The 15,978-nt window shown below is 71.5% G+C and carries 13 protein-coding genes; 6 read left to right on the top strand and 7 right to left on the bottom strand.

Features of this window, described 5'->3' with window-relative positions; translation table 11 throughout:
* Positions 1 to 5: 5 nt before the first annotated feature.
* The 3 genes from ACIRST_RS08025 to ACIRST_RS08015 all read right to left on the bottom strand — a co-directional run bounded on the left by ACIRST_RS08025 (position 6) and on the right by ACIRST_RS08015 (position 3,237).
* Positions 6 to 833, bottom strand: coding sequence for a carbohydrate ABC transporter permease (locus tag ACIRST_RS08025; RefSeq protein WP_350522980.1), 828 nt, complete (start codon positions 831 to 833; stop codon positions 6 to 8).
* Positions 830 to 1,858 (bottom strand): carbohydrate ABC transporter permease, encoded by a 1,029-nt coding sequence (locus ACIRST_RS08020; protein WP_402800785.1) that lies wholly within the window; start codon positions 1,856 to 1,858, stop codon positions 830 to 832. Before ACIRST_RS08020 ends, ACIRST_RS08025 begins: the two co-directional genes overlap by 4 nt.
* Positions 1,859 to 1,947: 89 nt before the next feature.
* Positions 1,948 to 3,237, bottom strand: a complete 1,290-nt coding sequence (locus tag ACIRST_RS08015) for an extracellular solute-binding protein (protein WP_402800782.1) — start codon at positions 3,235 to 3,237, stop codon at positions 1,948 to 1,950.
* 337 nt (positions 3,238 to 3,574) lie between these two features.
* Between ACIRST_RS08015 and ACIRST_RS08010 the strand changes: the two genes are divergently transcribed.
* From ACIRST_RS08010 to ACIRST_RS07995, 4 genes are all read left to right on the top strand, one after another.
* Positions 3,575 to 4,366 (top strand): GntR family transcriptional regulator, encoded by a 792-nt coding sequence (locus ACIRST_RS08010; protein WP_350522983.1) that lies wholly within the window; start codon positions 3,575 to 3,577, stop codon positions 4,364 to 4,366.
* Positions 4,367 to 4,770: 404 nt separating this feature from the next.
* Positions 4,771 to 5,034, top strand: a complete 264-nt coding sequence (locus ACIRST_RS08005; protein ID WP_350522984.1) for a DUF3311 domain-containing protein — start codon at positions 4,771 to 4,773, stop codon at positions 5,032 to 5,034.
* Positions 5,031 to 6,644 carry a monocarboxylate uptake permease MctP gene (gene mctP / locus ACIRST_RS08000; RefSeq protein WP_402800779.1) on the top strand — a complete coding sequence of 538 codons (1,614 nt, stop codon included), beginning with the start codon at positions 5,031 to 5,033 and terminating at the stop codon, positions 6,642 to 6,644. Before ACIRST_RS08005 ends, mctP begins: the two co-directional genes overlap by 4 nt.
* Positions 6,645 to 6,798: 154 nt before the next feature.
* Positions 6,799 to 7,590, top strand: a complete 792-nt coding sequence (locus ACIRST_RS07995; protein ID WP_350522986.1) for a histidine phosphatase family protein — start codon at positions 6,799 to 6,801, stop codon at positions 7,588 to 7,590.
* Between the two features lie 49 nt (positions 7,591 to 7,639).
* Here the strand turns inward: ACIRST_RS07995 and ACIRST_RS07990 are convergent, their stop codons facing one another.
* Entirely contained in the window at positions 7,640 to 8,614 is a 975-nt protein-coding gene (locus ACIRST_RS07990; protein WP_402800776.1) for a helix-turn-helix domain-containing protein, read from the bottom strand.
* A 429-nt stretch (positions 8,615 to 9,043) separates the two neighbouring features.
* Between ACIRST_RS07990 and ACIRST_RS07985 the strand changes: the two genes are divergently transcribed.
* On the top strand, positions 9,044 to 9,538 hold the full coding sequence (locus ACIRST_RS07985) for a GNAT family N-acetyltransferase (RefSeq protein WP_402800774.1): 495 nt from the start codon (positions 9,044 to 9,046) through the stop codon (positions 9,536 to 9,538).
* A gap of 27 nt (positions 9,539 to 9,565) precedes the next feature.
* Here ACIRST_RS07985 and ACIRST_RS07980 read toward each other — a convergent pair whose 3' ends face one another.
* The 3 genes from ACIRST_RS07980 to ACIRST_RS07970 all read right to left on the bottom strand — a co-directional run bounded on the left by ACIRST_RS07980 (position 9,566) and on the right by ACIRST_RS07970 (position 14,120).
* Positions 9,566 to 11,251 (bottom strand): ArnT family glycosyltransferase, encoded by a 1,686-nt coding sequence (locus tag ACIRST_RS07980; protein WP_402800772.1) that lies wholly within the window; start codon positions 11,249 to 11,251, stop codon positions 9,566 to 9,568.
* A 138-nt stretch (positions 11,252 to 11,389) separates the two neighbouring features.
* Positions 11,390 to 12,799, bottom strand: coding sequence for a LamG domain-containing protein (locus tag ACIRST_RS07975; RefSeq protein WP_350522990.1), 1,410 nt, complete (start codon positions 12,797 to 12,799; stop codon positions 11,390 to 11,392).
* A gap of 94 nt (positions 12,800 to 12,893) precedes the next feature.
* Positions 12,894 to 14,120: a ricin-type beta-trefoil lectin domain protein gene (locus tag ACIRST_RS07970; RefSeq protein ID WP_350522991.1), complete on the bottom strand. Its 1,227-nt coding sequence runs from the start codon at positions 14,118 to 14,120 to the stop codon at positions 12,894 to 12,896.
* A gap of 435 nt (positions 14,121 to 14,555) precedes the next feature.
* On the opposite strand from ACIRST_RS07970, the gene ACIRST_RS07965 reads away from it, so the two are divergent.
* The gene (locus ACIRST_RS07965; protein WP_350523033.1) at positions 14,556 to 15,974 is read left to right on the top strand and encodes a glycosyltransferase family 2 protein; all 1,419 of its coding nucleotides are present in this window, start codon (positions 14,556 to 14,558) and stop codon (positions 15,972 to 15,974) included.
* The last annotated feature ends 4 nt before the right edge of the window (positions 15,975 to 15,978 follow it).

Here is a 15,978-nt window from a genome sequence, read left to right as displayed (position 1 = left end):
GTGACTCAGCCCTTCACGGCGCCGTCGGTCAGACCGCCGACCGCCTTGCGCTGCAGGAAGATGAACAGGATCAGCACGGGGATGGCGAACATCGTGGACGCCGCCATGGTGGCGCCCCAGTCGTTGCCGAAGGCCGTCTTGAAGGAGGACAGCCACAGCGGGAGGGTCTTGCCCTCCTCCTTGTTCAGGATCAGGACGAGCGGGAACTCGTTCCACGCCGTGATGAAGCCGAACAGCGAGGTCGACATCAGGCCGGGGGCCAGCAGCGGGAAGATCACCTTCACGAAGGCCTGGGTGCGGGTGCAGCCGTCCACCATGGCCGACTCCTCCAGCTCCTTCGGCACCGCGGCGATGAAGCCGCGCAGCGTCCAGATGGTGAAGGGCAGGACCATCATCATGTAGAAGAGCGTCAGCGGCAGCAGGCTGTTCAGCATGTCGTTGTCGCGGGAGATCATGTACACCGCGATGGTCATGACCTCCCACGGCGCCATCTGCGCGATCATGACGACCAGCACGAAGGCCTTGCGGCCGCGGAACTTCATCCGGGCGATGGCGAAGGACGCCAGGGTCGCGATCACCAGCGAGAGCAGCACCGCGCCGACGGTGGCGGTGACGCTGTTGGCGACGTACGTCCAGAAGTTCGGCGCGTTGACCGCGGTGGTGAAGTGGTCGAGCGTGCCGTCGAGCGGGAGGAACACCGGCGTCTTGCTGATGATGTCGCGGTCCTGCTTGAAGGAGGTCGCGACCATCCAGTAGACGGGGAAGATGAAGAAGACGAAGAGGACGACCGCGATCACGTTCGGCCAGGTACGTCCGAAGAGAGAGCGCCTCACAGCTCGTCCTCCTGCTTGATCATGATGCGGAAGTAGTACGCCATCAGCGCGCCCAGCATCAGGATGGTGAGCACCGCGATCGCGGAGCCGATGCCGTAGTGCTGGCCGGACGAGCCCTCCAGGAACGCGTGCACGGGCAGGGTCCTGGTCAGGTTCTCGGGGCCGCCGCCGTTGATCGCGTAGACCTGGGTGAAGGACTTGAACACCCAGATGACTTCGAGGAAGGTCGTGGCGAGGAAGAACGGCTTCAGGTTGGGGAAGATCACCAGGCTGAAGATCTTGCCGGAGCCGGCGCCGTCCATCCGGGCGGCCTCGTAGAGCTCCTTGGGGATGGTGGTCAGAGCGGCGTACATGTTGAACGCCACGAACGGGATCGACTGCCAGACGATCAGCAGGATGACCACGAAGAAGGTCGAGTACTGCGAGCTGAGCCAGTTGTAGTCGGCCATGGAGTGCCAACCGAGCTGGTCCAGGAACCAGTTGACGACGCCCCACTGCTGGTCGAACAGCCAGGTGTAGACGGTGGTCGCGGCGACCACCGGCATGGCCCAGGCCATCAGCAGCGAGATCGACAGCGCCAGGCGCATCCGCTTGCCGAGGTGGTTGAGCAGCAGGCCGACCAGCGTGCCGCCGACCATGATCAGCACCACGTTGACCAGGGTGAAGACGACGGTGCGCCCGGTGACCGACCAGAAGTCCGGGTCGGTCAGCTGCTCCTTGTAGTTGTCGAAGCCGGTCCACTCCGTGAGGTGCATGACCAGCTGGCGCCTGTTGAGGTTCTGGAACGACAGCAGGACCGTCTTGACCAGCGGCCAGCCCAGCAGGGCGATGGTCGCCAGGGTGGCCGGCAGCAGCAGCAGGTACGGCGCGAAGCGGGAGCCCAGTCCGGGGGCGCCCGGCGGTCTGGTGCGCTTCGGTCCGGCGCCGCCGGCACCGCCGCCCGCGGCAGTCGTCCCGGTCCCGTCCACCACGGCCTCCCCCGCGTCCGGGGACGGTGCCTGCACCCGCTCTGAATGCACAGCCATCGTTCTCACTTCCTCACAACCCGACCACGACGGACGGGCGCCGCCCACCGGCCCCCCGCCGGGAGCCGGTGAGCGACGCCGCTCGATGCCTACTGCTTCTGGTTGAGCCGCTTCGCGATCTCGTCGTCGTACTTCTTGGCCGTGGCGGCGTAGTCGCCGCCCTGCAGGGCGGCGGTCAGGAAGTCCTTGATCGGGTTCGGCTTGTCCTCGACGCTGGCCCAGTTCGGGGTGTTCGGGGTGATGCCGCCGACCGCCGCGGCCGTCTGGGCGGCCTTCGCGAAGTCACCGGTGATCTGGCTGTTCAGCGCGGCCTTGTTGGGGATGTTGCCCGCGGCGGCGACCAGGCCCTCGTTCTTGTCGTTGAGGGCGACCTTCAGGAAGTCCTTCGCCATGTCGGTGTTCTTGCTCTGCGAGGCGACCGCGAGGTTCGAGCCGCCGAGGAAGACACCGGAGGGCTTGTCGGCGGTCTTGCCCGGGATCGGGAAGAAGCCGATCTTGTCCTTGGCCATCTCCTCCGGCTTGGGCAGCTCCCAGCCGAGGGCGATCATGGCGCCGACGTTGCCCTTGGCGAAGACGTCCTTCTGCTGCGGGGTGGCCTCGTCCTTGTCCTTCGGACCGGTGGCCGAGTAGCCCTGCAGCTTCTTGTAGGTCTCGAAGGCCTTCTGCGCCTCGGGCGAGGACAGGCCGCCGACCCACTTGTCGCCGTCCTTCTTGGCGATCTTGCCGCCCTCACCGGTCAGCAGGCCGAAGTAGGTGTACCACTCCTGGCCCGGCAGGTAGATCGGGTCGGCGACGCCCTCGGTGCCCTTGAGCTTGTCGAGGTCGGTGTAGAACTCGTCCAGGGTCTTCGGGGTGTCGGTCAGGCCGGCCTTGGCCCACAGGTCCTTGTTGTAGGCGACGACGCGGTTGGAGACCCACCACGGGGCGGCGTACTGCTTGCCGTCCAGGATCGCGGCCTCGTTCTGGTTGGCGGCCCAACCGTCGCCCCCCAGGGCGGACTTGTCCTTGGTGATGTCCAGCAGGCCGCCCGAGGCCGCGTAACCGGCGGTCTGGGTGTTGCCGATCTCCAGGACGTCGACGGAGCCCTCGGACAGCGCGGCGGTGACCTTCGGGCCGATGCCGTCCCACTCCTGGATCTGGAAGTCGACCTTGGAGCCCGGGTAGGTGGTCTCGAAGTCCGCCTTGACCGCGTCCGTCCAGCCCTTCGGGGCCGAGCCGGTCATCAGCCACACCTTCAGCGTCTTGCCCTTGTACTTGTCGGCCGCCGAGGAGGACGACGACTTCGAGTCACCGTCACTCTTCTTGCCGTCCGAGCCGCAAGCCGCCAGGCCGACGACCATTGCTGCGACGCCGACCGCCGCGATGAGCTGACGCTTCACGCCATCCTCCTGAGGGATGCCTGGTTTACCCCCGTCGGGCGGCAGCGGCAGACCCACACAAAGCGGGGGAATCGGTGCCGCGGAACCCTTCGAACGGGTGGGGGGATGAATAGTGACCGGCCTAGTGGTGTAGACCAGATGCCTGGAGCTTGGCCTAGACCAATGGGCCTGTCAACGGCTGTTCGACCGATCTCGACCACCCGTTATCAAGCCGACACCGCACATCGTTCATCGCGTGATGAGGTATTCGTTCCGCAGCCATACATGCAACGATGTGAGCCGTTAACGATGTGGTGGGGCCTGTGAAGGCCCTGCGAGAAGCGGGAGAACAGGTCCGATGAGCAGCGACGGGGGAACCACCGCCCAGGCCGAAGACCCCGAGGTGAAGAACCTCCCGAACCAGGCCGGCACCGACCCGACCGCGCGCGTCCCCAAGTACTACGGGCTCAAGCGCCACCTGCTGCAGCTCACCGAGACCCAGCCGGCCGGCACCCCGGTCCCGCCGGAGCGCGCTCTGGCCGCCCAGTTCGACACCTCGCGCACCACCGTCCGCCAGGCCCTGCAGGAACTGGTCGTCGAGGGCAGGCTGGAGCGCATCCAGGGCAAGGGCACCTTCGTCGCCAAGCCCAAGGTCGCCCAGGCGCTGCAGCTCACCTCCTACACCGAGGACATGCGGGCCCAGGGCCTGGAACCCGCCTCACGGCTGATCGAGATCGGCTACATCACCGCCGACGACCACCTCGCCCCGCTGCTCGACATCAAGCCCGGCGGGCGCGTGCTGCGGATCGAGCGGCTGCGCCTGGCCAACGGCGACCCGATGGCCATCGAGGTCGCGCACCTGTCCGCGAAGCGCTTCCCCGCCCTGCGGCGCAACCTGGCCAAGCACAACTCGCTGTACGCGGCGCTGCGCGAGGTGTACGGGGTCACCGTGGCCGAGGCCGAGGAGACCATCGAGACCACCCTGGCCAACCCGCGCGAGGCCGGGCTGCTCGGCTCCGACCTCGGCCTGCCGATGCTGCAGCTGTCCCGGCACTCCTTCGACGCCGAGGGCAACCCGGTCGAGTGGGTCCGCTCCATCTACCGGGGCGACCGCTACAAGTTCATCACCCGTCTGAAGCGCCCGGAGTAGGCGCCCGGAGCGGGCACCCGGAGCGGGCACCCGGGACGGCTCCCGGAGCGGGTGCCACCCCGGCTGAAGCGTCCGGCGCGGACGCACTCCCCCACCGCGCCACGGGCACCGGCGCGCGCGACCTGCGCGCCGGTGCCTTCCGCTTCCCGTGACGGTGTTTTTCGTGTCCCGCGGCGGCGGGGATCGGTCGGTCACGTCCGACTGGTGGGAAGTTCCGTCGTTCCCGGTGACATGGATCACGCCATGCTCTAGATTGCGCAGCCGTACTGACTGCCGATCACCGATGGTGCTGCCCGGCGGGCTCGCGGGGGCGTGCGGTGCTCCCGGGGCTGCGGCGCCGACGGGGAGAACCCTCCGGAGCGGAGCCGAAGATGCCGTCTGATCCCGATACGTTCGAAGATGTCATGCCCGAGCCAGTCGGGGCGCCCGTCCCGGCGGTGACCCCCGAGCGGGTGCTGGCCGGTCTCGCCCTGCTCGTGCCGATCGTCGCGATGCTCTGGGTGTCCTCGTACGACAAGTCGGACCCGGCGGTGGCCGGGATTCCGTTCTTCTACTGGTACCAGCTGCTCTGGGTGCCTGCGTCGGCCGTCTTCACCGTCGCCGCGTACCTGCTGATCAACCGGGACGAGAAGGCCCGCAAGGCGGCCCGGAAGGGCGGTGTCCGATGAAGGACGTCAACGTGCCGGCCCTCGTGGTCTTCGTGCTGTTCTTCGCCCTGGTCACCGTGATGGGCTTCCTCGCCTCGCGCTGGCGCCGCGCGGACGACGCGGCGCACCTGGACGAGTGGGGCCTGGGCGGGCGCAGCTTCGGGACCTGGGTGACCTGGTTCCTGCTCGGCGGCGACCTGTACACCGCGTACACCTTCGTCGCCGTCCCGGCCGCCGTGTACGCCACCGGCGCGGCCGGGTTCTTCGCCGTGCCGTACACGATCATCGCCTACCCGCTGGTCTTCCTCTTCCTGCCGCGGCTCTGGTCGGTCTCCCGGGTGCACGGCTACGTGACCCCGGCCGACTTCGTCCGCGGCCGGTACGGCTCGCGGCCGCTGTCCCTGGTGGTCGCGCTGACCGGGATCCTGGCCACCATGCCGTACATCGCCCTGCAGCTCGTCGGCATCCAGGCGGTGCTGGACGTGCTGGGCGTCGGCGGCGGGGAGAACGCCAACTGGTTCGTCAAGGACCTGCCGCTGTTCATCGCCTTCGGTGTGCTGGCCGCCTACACGTATTCCTCCGGCCTGCGCGCCCCGGCGCTGATCGCCTTCGTCAAGGACGCCCTGATCTACATCGTGATCATCGTCGCGGTGATCTACATCCCGATCCGCCTCGGCGGCTACGGGCACATCTTCGACGCGGCCGCGCACAAGTTCGGCGCACCGGGCGCCAAGGGGTCGATGACCGTCCCGCACGACAAGCAGTGGACGTACGCGACGCTGGCCCTCGGCTCGGCGATGGCCCTGTTCATGTACCCGCACTCGGTGACCGGTGTGCTGGCCTCCAAGTCCCGCAACACCGTGCGCCGCAACATGGCGATCATGCCCGCGTACTCGCTGATGCTGGGCCTGCTGGCGCTGCTCGGCTTCATGGCGATCGCGGCGGGCGTCGGCAAGGGCGACAAGACCTACAACGCCCAGCTCTCGGTGCCGCAGCTGTTCGCGAGCATGTTCCCGGACTGGTTCACCGGCGTGGCCTTCGCCGCCATCGGGATCGGCGCGCTGGTGCCGGCCGCCATCATGTCGATCGCTGCGGCCAACCTGTTCACCCGCAACGTCTACAAGGACTGGCTCAAGCCCGCCGCCACCCCCGCTGACGAGACCCGCGTCGCCAAGGCGGTCTCGCTGCTGGTGAAGGTCGGCGCGCTGGTCTTCGTGCTCGGCATGGACAAGCAGGCCGCGATCAACCTGCAGCTGCTGGGCGGCCTGTGGATCCTGCAGACCTTCGTCGCCATCGTCGGCGGCCTGTTCACCCGCTGGTTCCACCACTGGGCGCTGTTCGCGGGCTGGGCGGCCGGCATGGTCTACGGCACCTGGAAGGCGTACGGCCTCGCCAGCCCGGCCACCAAGCACTTCGGCGGCAACGCCGCCGAGATCCCGGGCATCGGCGAGATCGGCTACATCGGCCTGACCGCCTTCGCGCTGAACCTGATCGTCGCGGTGGCGCTCACCCTGGTGCTGCGGGCCGCCAAGGCGCCCGAGGGCCCGGACGAGACCAAGCCGTCCGACTACAGCGCCGACGCCGGCGACGACGAGCTGAAGAACGCGCCGGAGCCCGTAGCGGCGCACTGATTCGCGACGTACGCGCCCTGTGATCGTGCCGCCTTCTCCGTGAACACTGGAGAAGGCGGCGCGATCATATGTATGAACAGGCGTGCACGCCGGGCACCACCAGACCGGACCGGCAACCGGCCGGGACCTGATCGACCACGGGGAGCTCGCGGCCATGGCAGAACTCGGTACCACCCTCAACGGCCAGCACCAGTCCACCCAGAGCCACCACCACCTCACGGCCCACCGTCCGGCGGCGGCCACCCGGCTGCCGTCCGTCCTGATCGCGACCCGGCACGGCGAGTCCACCGCCAACGTCGAGTTCCAGCTGGCCGAGGCCGCCGGCGCGCTCAGCGTCCCGATCAGCTGCCGCGACGCCGACATCCCGCTGTCGCTGCACGGCCGGGAGCAGGCCCGGGCGCTCGGCCGCTGGTGGGCCGCCCTGCCCAGCGCCGACCGGCCGCGCAGCGTCTGGTGCTCACCGTACGTGCGCACCACGGAGACCGCCGGAATCGCGCTCGCCCAGGCCGCCGGGCTCGGCGCCGTCCCGGTCTCGCTGGCCGTCCGCTACGACGAGCGGCTGCGCGACCGCGAGCTCGGCGTCCTGGAGATGCTGCCGAAGGCCGCCATCGAGGCCAAGCACCCGGAGGAGGCGGCCCGGCGCCGCAAGATGGGCGAGCTCTACTACCGCCCGCCCGGCGGCGAGTCCTGGGCCGACGTCGCGCTGCGGGTGCGCAGCCTGCTGCGGGACGTCTGCGAGGAGGAGGCCGGCCGGCCCGTCCTGCTGGTCGCGCACGACTGCACGGTGCTGATGCTCCGCTACGCGCTGGACCGGCTCACCGAGGAGCAGCTCGTCGCGCTCGGGCCGGTGCACAACTGCTCCACCAGCATGTGGCGGGCCCAGGAGGGGCGACTGCGGCCGGACCGCTGGAACGTCGTCGACCACCTGGCGGCCGCGGAGGACTGACGCACCGTCGTCTCGGCGCCGCAACGCCCACGCCCTCACGCCGGTGCCGTCACACCAGCGACGGATCGGCGAAGCCGCGCCGGTAGGACAGCGGCGTGGTGCCCAGCCGGCGGCCGAAGTGGTGCCGCAGCGCGGCCGCGTTGCCGAAGCCGCAGCGGGCGGCGATCGCGTCCACCGGCTCGGTGGTGGACTCCAGCAGCCGCTGGGCGAGCAGCACCCGCTGCCCGACCAGCCAGCGGTGCGGGGTGGTCCCGGTCTCCTGCCGGAACCGGCGGGCGAAGGTGCGCGGCGACATGTGCGCCCGGGCGGCCAACTGCTCGACGGTGGACTCCTCGTCGAGGTGGTGGCGCATCCAGTCGAGCAGCGGGGCCAGCGAGTCGCCGCCGCCCTCGGGCAGCGGGCGGTTGACGAACTGGGCCTGCCCGCCCTCCCGGTGCGGTGCGACCACCATCCGGCGGGCGATCTCCCGGGCCACCTCGGCGCCCTGCACCTTGCGCACCAGGTGCAGGCAGGCGTCGATGCCGGCCGCCGTCCCCGCGGAGGTGATCACCGGGTCGTCGTCCACGTACAGCACGTCCGGCTCGACGGTGGTCAGCGGGAAGCGCGCGGCCAGTGCCTCGCCGTACCGCCAGTGCGTCGCGGAGCGGCGGCCGTCCAGCAGCCCGGCGGCCCCCAGGACGAAGGCGCCGCTGCAGATGGAGAGCACCCGGCCGCCGTCCGCCACCACCGCGCGCAGCGCCGCCAGCAGCGGCTCGGGGTACTGCGCGCGGACGCCCGACGCGGTGACCACCGCGAGGTCGGCGCCGGCCAGCCGCTCGGGGCCGTGCGGGACGTCCACCGTGAAGCCCGAGTGGGTGGCGTGCGGCCCCGGACGGGCGCCGGCGATCGCGAAGTCGTAGCCGGGCAGTCCGTCGGCGGTCCGGTCGAGGCCGAACACCTCGCAGGCGACGCCCAGTTCGAAGGGGTGGATCTCCTCCAGCACCACCGCGACCACGTTCTGCAGCCTGCCCCCGCTGTTCCGCATGCCGTCCAGGATGCCCCGGGAGCCCCGCGCGGGGGAAGGCGTCGGCTGGCAGGATTTCGAGGGCATCGGTCATTCCTGCCACTCGTGGGCGCCGCCGCGCCCGGCCAGAGTGGAGCGCATGGACAACGACACCATCGCCGGCGCACTCGCCCTGGCCGGAGCCGTCGGCGGCTTCGGCCTGCTCGGCGTCCTGATCGGCCGCGAGGTCTCCCGCGGCGCGGCGGCCGGCCGCGACAACCACCACCGCCCGGGCGGCTACCCGGCCGACCTCGCCCGGCCCGACCGGCTGTACGGCACCGCGCCCACCACCCCGCCGCACCCGCCGCACCCGTCCGCCCCGGCCCGCACCCCGGCCGGGGCGGCCGGTTCGACCCCGGAGCATCACACCCCGGAGCGTTGCACCCCGACCGGCTCCGGCACACTGGCCGCATGGACTACCTCATCCGCCCGGCCCTTCCGGAGGACCTCGAAGACGCCGGCCGCATCACCGTCGAGGCCTTCGTCGACGGCGGCTTCACCTCGCCCGGGAGCAGCTACGTCGAGCTCCTGCGCGACGCCGAGCGCCGGGCCCGGGAGGCCGAGCTCCTGGTCGCGGTCGACCCGGCCGAGGGACGGGTCCTCGGCTGCGTGACCTTCGCGGTCGGCGGCACCGAGTGGGCGGACATCGCCACCGAGCGCGAGGGCGAGATCCGGATGCTCGCCACCGACGCCGCCGCCCGCGGCCGGGGCGTCGGCGAGGCGCTGGTGCGCGCCTCCCTCGCCCGCACCCGCGAACTCGGTCTGGCCGGCATGGCGTTCTCCACCCGCCCGGAGATGACCGCCGCCCACCGCGTCTACGAGCGGGTCGGCTTCCGGCGCACCCCCGAGCGCGACTGGGCGCCGTACCCGGGGATGGACCTGATGGTCTACGCCCTGGCGTTCTGAGCGCCGGTCACGCCCGCGCGGCGCGGGTCACGGCTGCTTGTCGTAGCCGGGCGCCACGTAGACGGTGTACTGGCCGTGCGGGCCGCTCTTCACGACGGTGACCACCCGGTACCCGGCGGCCTTCAGCGTCGGCTGGATCGCCTTGTCGGTGGCCCCGGTCTGGGTGAAGTCCAGGACCACGACCTTCCACTCGTGCGCCTGGATGCCGGCCTGGATCGCGGGCACGCCGTTCTGCATCTCGCCGGTGGCCGGGTCGCGGCGGAAGACCGCCACCAGGTCGTGCCACTGCTGCCAGTTGCTCTGCTTGCGCAGGTAGTACGCCGGGACGTTGTAGTTCTCGACCAGGTACTTGTCCTCGCCCTTGACGATGTACGGCTCCAGCGCGGCGACGAACCCCTTCGAGTTCGACCACTCGCCGTACATCTCCCGGCCCTGGGCGGCGCCCACCCAGGCCAGCGGGCCGACCACCAGCACGGCGGCCGCGACCCCGGCCACCAGGTGCAGGCGGCCCTTCAGCCACAGCACCGTGCGGGCCAGCACCAGGCCCACCACGACGCAGGAGAACCAGGCCCCGAAGTCGACGTGCTTCTGCAGCGACAGCCAGGTGTGGATGCGGACCTGGTTCACCGGCGCCATCAGCCCGGCCAGCAGCAGCAGGACGGCCAGCCAGAACTCGGGCCAGGCCGCGCCGCCGCGCCGGCGCGCCCGCACCAGCTGCACCACCACGCCGATCAGCGCCACCACCAGCAGTGGGCCGACCCAGCGGGCGGCCTCCGAGGCCACGTAGGAGTACGAGTCGTGGCCGGGGGCGCGCTTGAGCGTGGTGTGGTTGAAGCCGTTGACGTAGCGCTCGCCGGCCGCCGCGGCCGCCGCCCCGACCGCCACCGCGAAGGTGAGCAGGACCAGCAGCCCGCGCCGCCAGGCCTCCCGGGAGCGCAGCGACCCGCGCGGCCCGGCCAGCACCGCGATGCCCGCCACCACCGGGACCCACAGCAGCGCGGCGTACTTGGTGGCGCCGGCCAGCGCCAGCAGCAGACCGGAGGCGACCAGGCTCGGGTACCCGCCGCCGGTGGTCAGCCGCACCGCGAAGTACCCGGCCCAGGCGAGGATCGCCAGTGCCATCGCGTCGTAGGTGGCCAGGCCGCCGAGGAACTGGGTGGGGCCGAGCGCCACGAAGGCCGCCGCCGCGCAGAAGGCCGCGAGCGAGCCGTGCAGCCGCCGGGTCGCCAGGTGGACGGCCACGGTGGCGGAGAGCATGAACACCAGGCTCAGCAGCCGGGCGCCGTTCAGCCCGCCGACGAAGTCCGCGGCGGCCACCACGACCGGGTAGATCAGCGGGGAGCCGGAGAAGAAGGTCTCGTACGTCGACACCGGGGTGCCGTGCCGCAGGTGCGCGATCTCCTGGTAGCCGGCGTAGATGTAGGTGCCCTCGTCGATGAAGGCGGTGTTGCTGAGGATCAGGTGGTACGAGAGCGCGGCCTGGACGAGCAGCACGGCGAGCAGCGGCAGCCAGTCGGCCCGCAGCGCCGGCCGGGCCGGGTGCGGCACCCGGGGCGGGCCGGACTTGCGGCGGCGCCGGTCGGCCGGGGACGGCTGCGCCGGCGCGGCGGCCGCGCGGTCGCGCTCGCCGAGGGCCACCCCGCCCCGCCTGGCCCCGCCCAGGACGGGCTTGCGGGTGGACTCGGGCCGGATCCAGCGGCCGTCCGCGCTCATCAGTACTGCTCCTCATCTGGGCTTTCGCATCCGGACGCGCGCCGGCGGGCGCGCGCCCCGGGGCGCGCTTCGGCCGCCGCCCCCACTGCCGGGGCGCGGCGGCCGGACGATCGGGGGGCCGGGCGGCCCCGGGCGGGCTCAGCCGCTGAGCCAGGCTCCCACCGGCGGGACGGACGGCGGCGAACTCGGACCGGCGACGATCTTGACGATGTCGGCCTCCGGCAGCACCTGGCTCCAGAGCTGGATGTCGGCGACCGCGCCGTGCCAGGGGTCGGCCCACTGCGAGTTGGAGCTCAGCCGCCCCACCTGCAGGGAGTTGGTGCCGCTCGGCTGCACCCCGGCCGACTTGGCCGAGGACTGCGGAGCGCCGTTGACGTACAGGGTGAGCTGGCCCGTCGGGTCGTCGTACACCCCGGTCAGCAGCACCCACTGGTTGACCGTCGCGTCGCCCTTGGACCAGGCGATCGCCGAACCGCCGCCCGGCACCTGGACCTTGAAGTACCACTGGTCGTGCCCGTTGTTGTTGGCCCGGCCCAGCGAGTACGAGTAGTACTGGCCGTCGCCCTGGCTGACCGCGCTGCGGTTGCCGTTGGGCAGGTCGACCAGCACCCGGGCGGAGACCGTGAAGCTCTTGTTCACGTCGACGATCGAGGTGGAGGTCGAGGCGAAGGAGTCCGGCCCGCTGGGCAGCCTGAGGACCTGTCCGGAGAACCCGGCCATCGTCCCCTGCTTGGCGTCGGCGCCGAGGTTCAGCGGCACCTGGCCCGTCTTGGCGGGCAGGCTGCCGACGGTCGGCGGGCTGTCGATGCCCTTGACCGGCGGGGCGCTCGACGGGGTCGACGGGCCGGTCGAGACCGGGGCCGTCGGGCTCGCCGAGGTGGTGTTCTGCGTGGTCTTCTTGGTGTCCTTGGAGTGCTGGTAGTACCAGAACCCGCCGCCACCGGCCGCCGCCACCACGACCACCGCGGTCAGCACGCCGACCAGCTTGAGCCGGCGGCCGCGCTTGGCGGCCTGCTCGTTCCGCTCGGCCAGCGCCTCCCAGTCCGGCGTGCCGGAGGAGCCGGCCGGCGGCGGGAAGCCGCCCTGCTGCTGCCACTGCGTCGCGGGCTGCGTGGGCTGCGCCGGCTGCGCGGCCGACGGGAACGCCTGCGGGCCGGGCTGCGGCGCGGGCGGCTGCTGGACGGGCTGCGGGACGGCCTGGGGCTGCTGCTGGACGGGCGGCTGCGGCAGGGGCGGCTGCTGGACGGGCGGCTGCGCCTGCGGCGGCGCCACCGGACCCGGCTGCACCGGACCGGGCACCACCGGGGCCGGCCCGCCGCCCGGCTGCGGCACCGGCGGCACCGGCTGCGGGAACGGATGGGGCGTCACCTGCTGGGGCTGCTGCGCAGGCGCACCGGGCGGCGGCCCGTAGCCGGACGCGGGGCCGAAGGCACCGCTCGGAGACTGCGGTGGCACACCGGTGGCCGGAGCGGCCCCCCCGGCCGGTGCCTGCTGCGGTGGCGTGGGCGGCTGGCCCGGCTCGCCACTCGGTACCGGTCGATCGCTCATGGCCGGAATGCTAGGGCATCCGCCCCGACACGCCCATGGGGGGTGCGCGGACGGAACGTCAGTGCCGTTCCGTCCCCGGTCGCGCGGCGCCCCGTCACGCAACCCCGTTGTACGGCAGCTTCCAGCGCTGCGAGACGGTGTCCGCGCACGACCGCAGGAGCACCGGCGTGCCGTCCGCGAGCGCACCGCCCGCGGTGCCCAGGCACAGACCCGAGTCCGGGTGCCGCAGTCGCTGCCCGGGGGCGGCCACCCAGCGCTGCGCGGAGCCGCCGGTGCACTCGGCCAGCGTCACGGACGCGCGGTCGGCGGTCGGCGCCAGGCAGGCCGCTCCGCCGCGCAGCGAACCGTCGTTGCCCACCGTCCAGCCGGTCGAGACGCCCGGATCGCCGCAGGTCCCGACGGTCACCGGGGTGCCCGCGAGCCCGCCGCCGCCGTGCCGCAGGCAGATCCCGGGCGCCCCCGCCGGGACCTCCCCGGCCGGCAGGCCGACCCGGTTGTGGAAGGCGAAGGACTCGCTGCGCAGGCCGGTGCCGCCGCTCCACACCTCGAAGCCCGCCTGCACCCGGCACAGGTAGGAGCCCTTGGGGACGTACCCGCGGGCCATCGCGTCGGCGGTGAACAGCCGCAGGTTGAGGCCGCGGGTGGTGTGGGTCGGCGCCGTGCGCACGTAGCTGATGACGCTGTGCGGGCCGGTGATCGGCGCCTGGTAGACGTGGTAGCTCGCGTCCCCGAACTGCTGGGAGTCCGCGACCTTGTCGCCGGCCGGGCGCACGCTGTCGGTGGCGTCCAGCCAGACCATCAGCTCGGCGCTCTCCCCCGGCAGGCAGTTGTCCGGGGTGGAGCCGTACCAGAGGTCGAAGGAGAGGTTGAAGGAGCCGCTGACCCGGCCGTTGGCGTCCCAGTCGGCGGTCGCGTCGCCCAACGCGCTGACCGGTACGGGCAGTCCGCTCGCGCCCGGGGCGGTGGAGACGTTGGGGTAGGCGCCCGGGGCGAGCGGGTTCTTCGGGACGAAGTCGCGGATCTGGCCCACCGTGAACCCGCTGTCCCCGACCGGGTCCACGCAGACCGTGCCCGCGGTGTTCCACGGGTTCGGTTCGAGGACCTTCGACCCGCCGTCCATCGCCAGCTTGGGGAAGGGCTCCTGCACGGTCGAGCAGAGGCCGGACCCGGCCGCCGCGGTCGTCGCGGTGACGGCCGGCGGCTGTTCCACCGCCCCGACCTCGCCGCTGCACCCGGCCAGCAGCGCCGCGACCGCGCCGAACGCGGCCGCCGCCCGCAGACCCCGCGCCACGCGTCTGGCCGAGCCGTCCTCGATGATCATCACTCTTCCCCGAACCGTCCTCACCCGCTGGGCGGACACCGTACACAAGCGCTCCACCCGCACTTCCGTTCACATCACGATCGGAGCTCGATATCGGTTCCGGGCCGCCGACCGAAGAGGGGGGAGAGAACTCACAGCAACCGGTCCCGTACGATCCTGGCGTCCCCCCGCGCACCGACCGACAACGGCCGCCGTGCGGGGAAGGTTCAGACTCAACACGGCTTCGGGGGAGTAGAGCACGTGACTGTCACCGAGGGCACGCGACTCGCGGGCAGCGGTCAAACGCCCGTCTCACGACGCCGGAGCCGACGGGACCCGGCCGCCCGCAACCAGTGGGGCCTGCTCCCCCAACCCCCGGACAACACCGAGAAGTACCTGTACGCGCGCACCAACCTCTGGGTGCTGACCTGCTTCTCCGTCATCAGCTTCGGCTGCATGGTGGCCAGCGAGATCGGTCTGCTCAGCGCGACGCCCTGGTTCTTCGTGTTCGTCCCGCCGCTCGCCTTCACCATCGCCTACTACCTGATCTCCCGGTGGGTGCACGGCTTCAACCAGACCTTCGACGTGGCCGCGCACCGCGCCCTGGTCAAGTCCTGGCAGCCGGAGCGCCATCCGACCGTCGACGTCTTCCTGCCCGTCGCCGGCGAACCGATCGAGGTGCTGCACAACACCTGGACGCACGTCGCCCGGCTGCGCGACCACTACCCGGGCGAGGTCACCCCGTACGTCCTCGACGACAGCAACAGCCCGCAACTCGCGCAGATGGCCGTCGACTTCGGGTTCGTCTACGGCACCCGGAACAAGCTCGGCTGGTTCAAGAAGGCCGGCAACCTGCAGTTCGGCTTCCGCAACTCCGACAGCGACTACATCCTCATCCTGGACGCCGACTTCGCGCCCCGGCCGGACCTGCTGAACGAGATGCTCCCCTACATGGAGGCCGACCCCCGCCTCGGCATCGTCCAGTCCCCGCAGTTCTTCCGCATCCTGGACTCGCAGAACTGGATCGAGCGCGGCGCGGGCGCCGTCCAGGAGCTGTTCTACCGGACGGTGCAGGTCTCCCGGCAGCGCAACGACGGCGCCATCTGCGTCGGCAGCTGCGCGGTCTACCGGCGCGCCGCGCTGGAGGAGAACGGCGGCACCACGCTGATCGGCCACTCCGAGGACGTGCACACCGGCTTCGACCTGCGCCGCCTCGGCTGGGACCTGCAGTACATACCCGTGGCGCTCGCCACCGGTGTCTGCCCGGACAACGTCGGCGGCTTCTTCAACCAGCAGTACCGCTGGTGCACCGGCTCGATGAGCCTGCTCGGCAGCAAGAAGTTCTGGACCACCAAGCTCCGGCCGGTCACCCGCGCCTGCTACCTCTCCGGGTTCTTCTACTACATCCACACCGCGCTGTTCACCGTCGTCTCGCCGCTCATCCCGATCGTCCTGCTGCTCGCCCGGCCCGACCTGATCCGCTGGCAGAACACCGCGCTGGTGCTGCCCGGACTGCTCTACGCGACGGTCGTCTTCCCGCTCTGGCACCGCAACCCCTACCGGCTGGAGGCCTGGGCCGCCCGCATGATGTACGGCTGGGCGCACGTCTTCGCCATCTGGGACATCGTGCGCCGCAACCGGATGGCCTGGCAGCCGACCGGCTCCAGCGGCGCCAAGAAGAACAAGACCCGCCGCTTCTGGATCGCCGTCATCGCCTGGGGTGGCGGAACGGCCCTGCTCTGGGTGTTCCTGAGCATCTGGCGGATGCTCACCATGGGCCCGCTGAACTTCGCCCTCGTCCTCGCCTCCGGCCTGTTCTACGCCACCATCGTGGGCCGGGTCCTCGTCCAGCCGCGCCCCACGGAAGCAGTGTGATCGC

Source organism: Kitasatospora sp. NPDC101447, assembly GCF_044767225.1.
Taxonomy (GTDB): domain Bacteria; phylum Actinomycetota; class Actinomycetes; order Streptomycetales; family Streptomycetaceae; genus Kitasatospora.
This window is presented reverse-complemented; position numbering and strand designations above follow the sequence as displayed.

Excerpts from the sequence above, each read along its gene's own strand:
- ACIRST_RS07970 (WP_350522991.1), bottom strand. The coding sequence starts at position 14,120 with ATGATCATCGAGGACGGCTCGGCCAGACGCGTGGCGCGGGGTCTGCGG.
- ACIRST_RS07985 (WP_402800774.1), top strand. The coding sequence starts at position 9,044 with ATGGACTACCTCATCCGCCCGGCCCTTCCGGAGGACCTCGAAGACGCC.
- ACIRST_RS08010 (WP_350522983.1), top strand. The coding sequence starts at position 3,575 with ATGAGCAGCGACGGGGGAACCACCGCCCAGGCCGAAGACCCCGAGGTG.
- mctP (WP_402800779.1), top strand. The coding sequence starts at position 5,031 with ATGAAGGACGTCAACGTGCCGGCCCTCGTGGTCTTCGTGCTGTTCTTC.
- ACIRST_RS08005 (WP_350522984.1), top strand. The coding sequence starts at position 4,771 with ATGCCCGAGCCAGTCGGGGCGCCCGTCCCGGCGGTGACCCCCGAGCGG.
- ACIRST_RS07980 (WP_402800772.1), bottom strand. The coding sequence starts at position 11,251 with ATGAGCGCGGACGGCCGCTGGATCCGGCCCGAGTCCACCCGCAAGCCC.
- ACIRST_RS07965 (WP_350523033.1), top strand. The coding sequence starts at position 14,556 with ATGGTGGCCAGCGAGATCGGTCTGCTCAGCGCGACGCCCTGGTTCTTC.
- ACIRST_RS07990 (WP_402800776.1), bottom strand. The coding sequence starts at position 8,614 with ATGCGGAACAGCGGGGGCAGGCTGCAGAACGTGGTCGCGGTGGTGCTG.
- ACIRST_RS08020 (WP_402800785.1), bottom strand. The coding sequence starts at position 1,858 with ATGGCTGTGCATTCAGAGCGGGTGCAGGCACCGTCCCCGGACGCGGGG.
- ACIRST_RS07995 (WP_350522986.1), top strand. The coding sequence starts at position 6,799 with ATGGCAGAACTCGGTACCACCCTCAACGGCCAGCACCAGTCCACCCAG.
- ACIRST_RS07975 (WP_350522990.1), bottom strand. The coding sequence starts at position 12,799 with ATGAGCGATCGACCGGTACCGAGTGGCGAGCCGGGCCAGCCGCCCACG.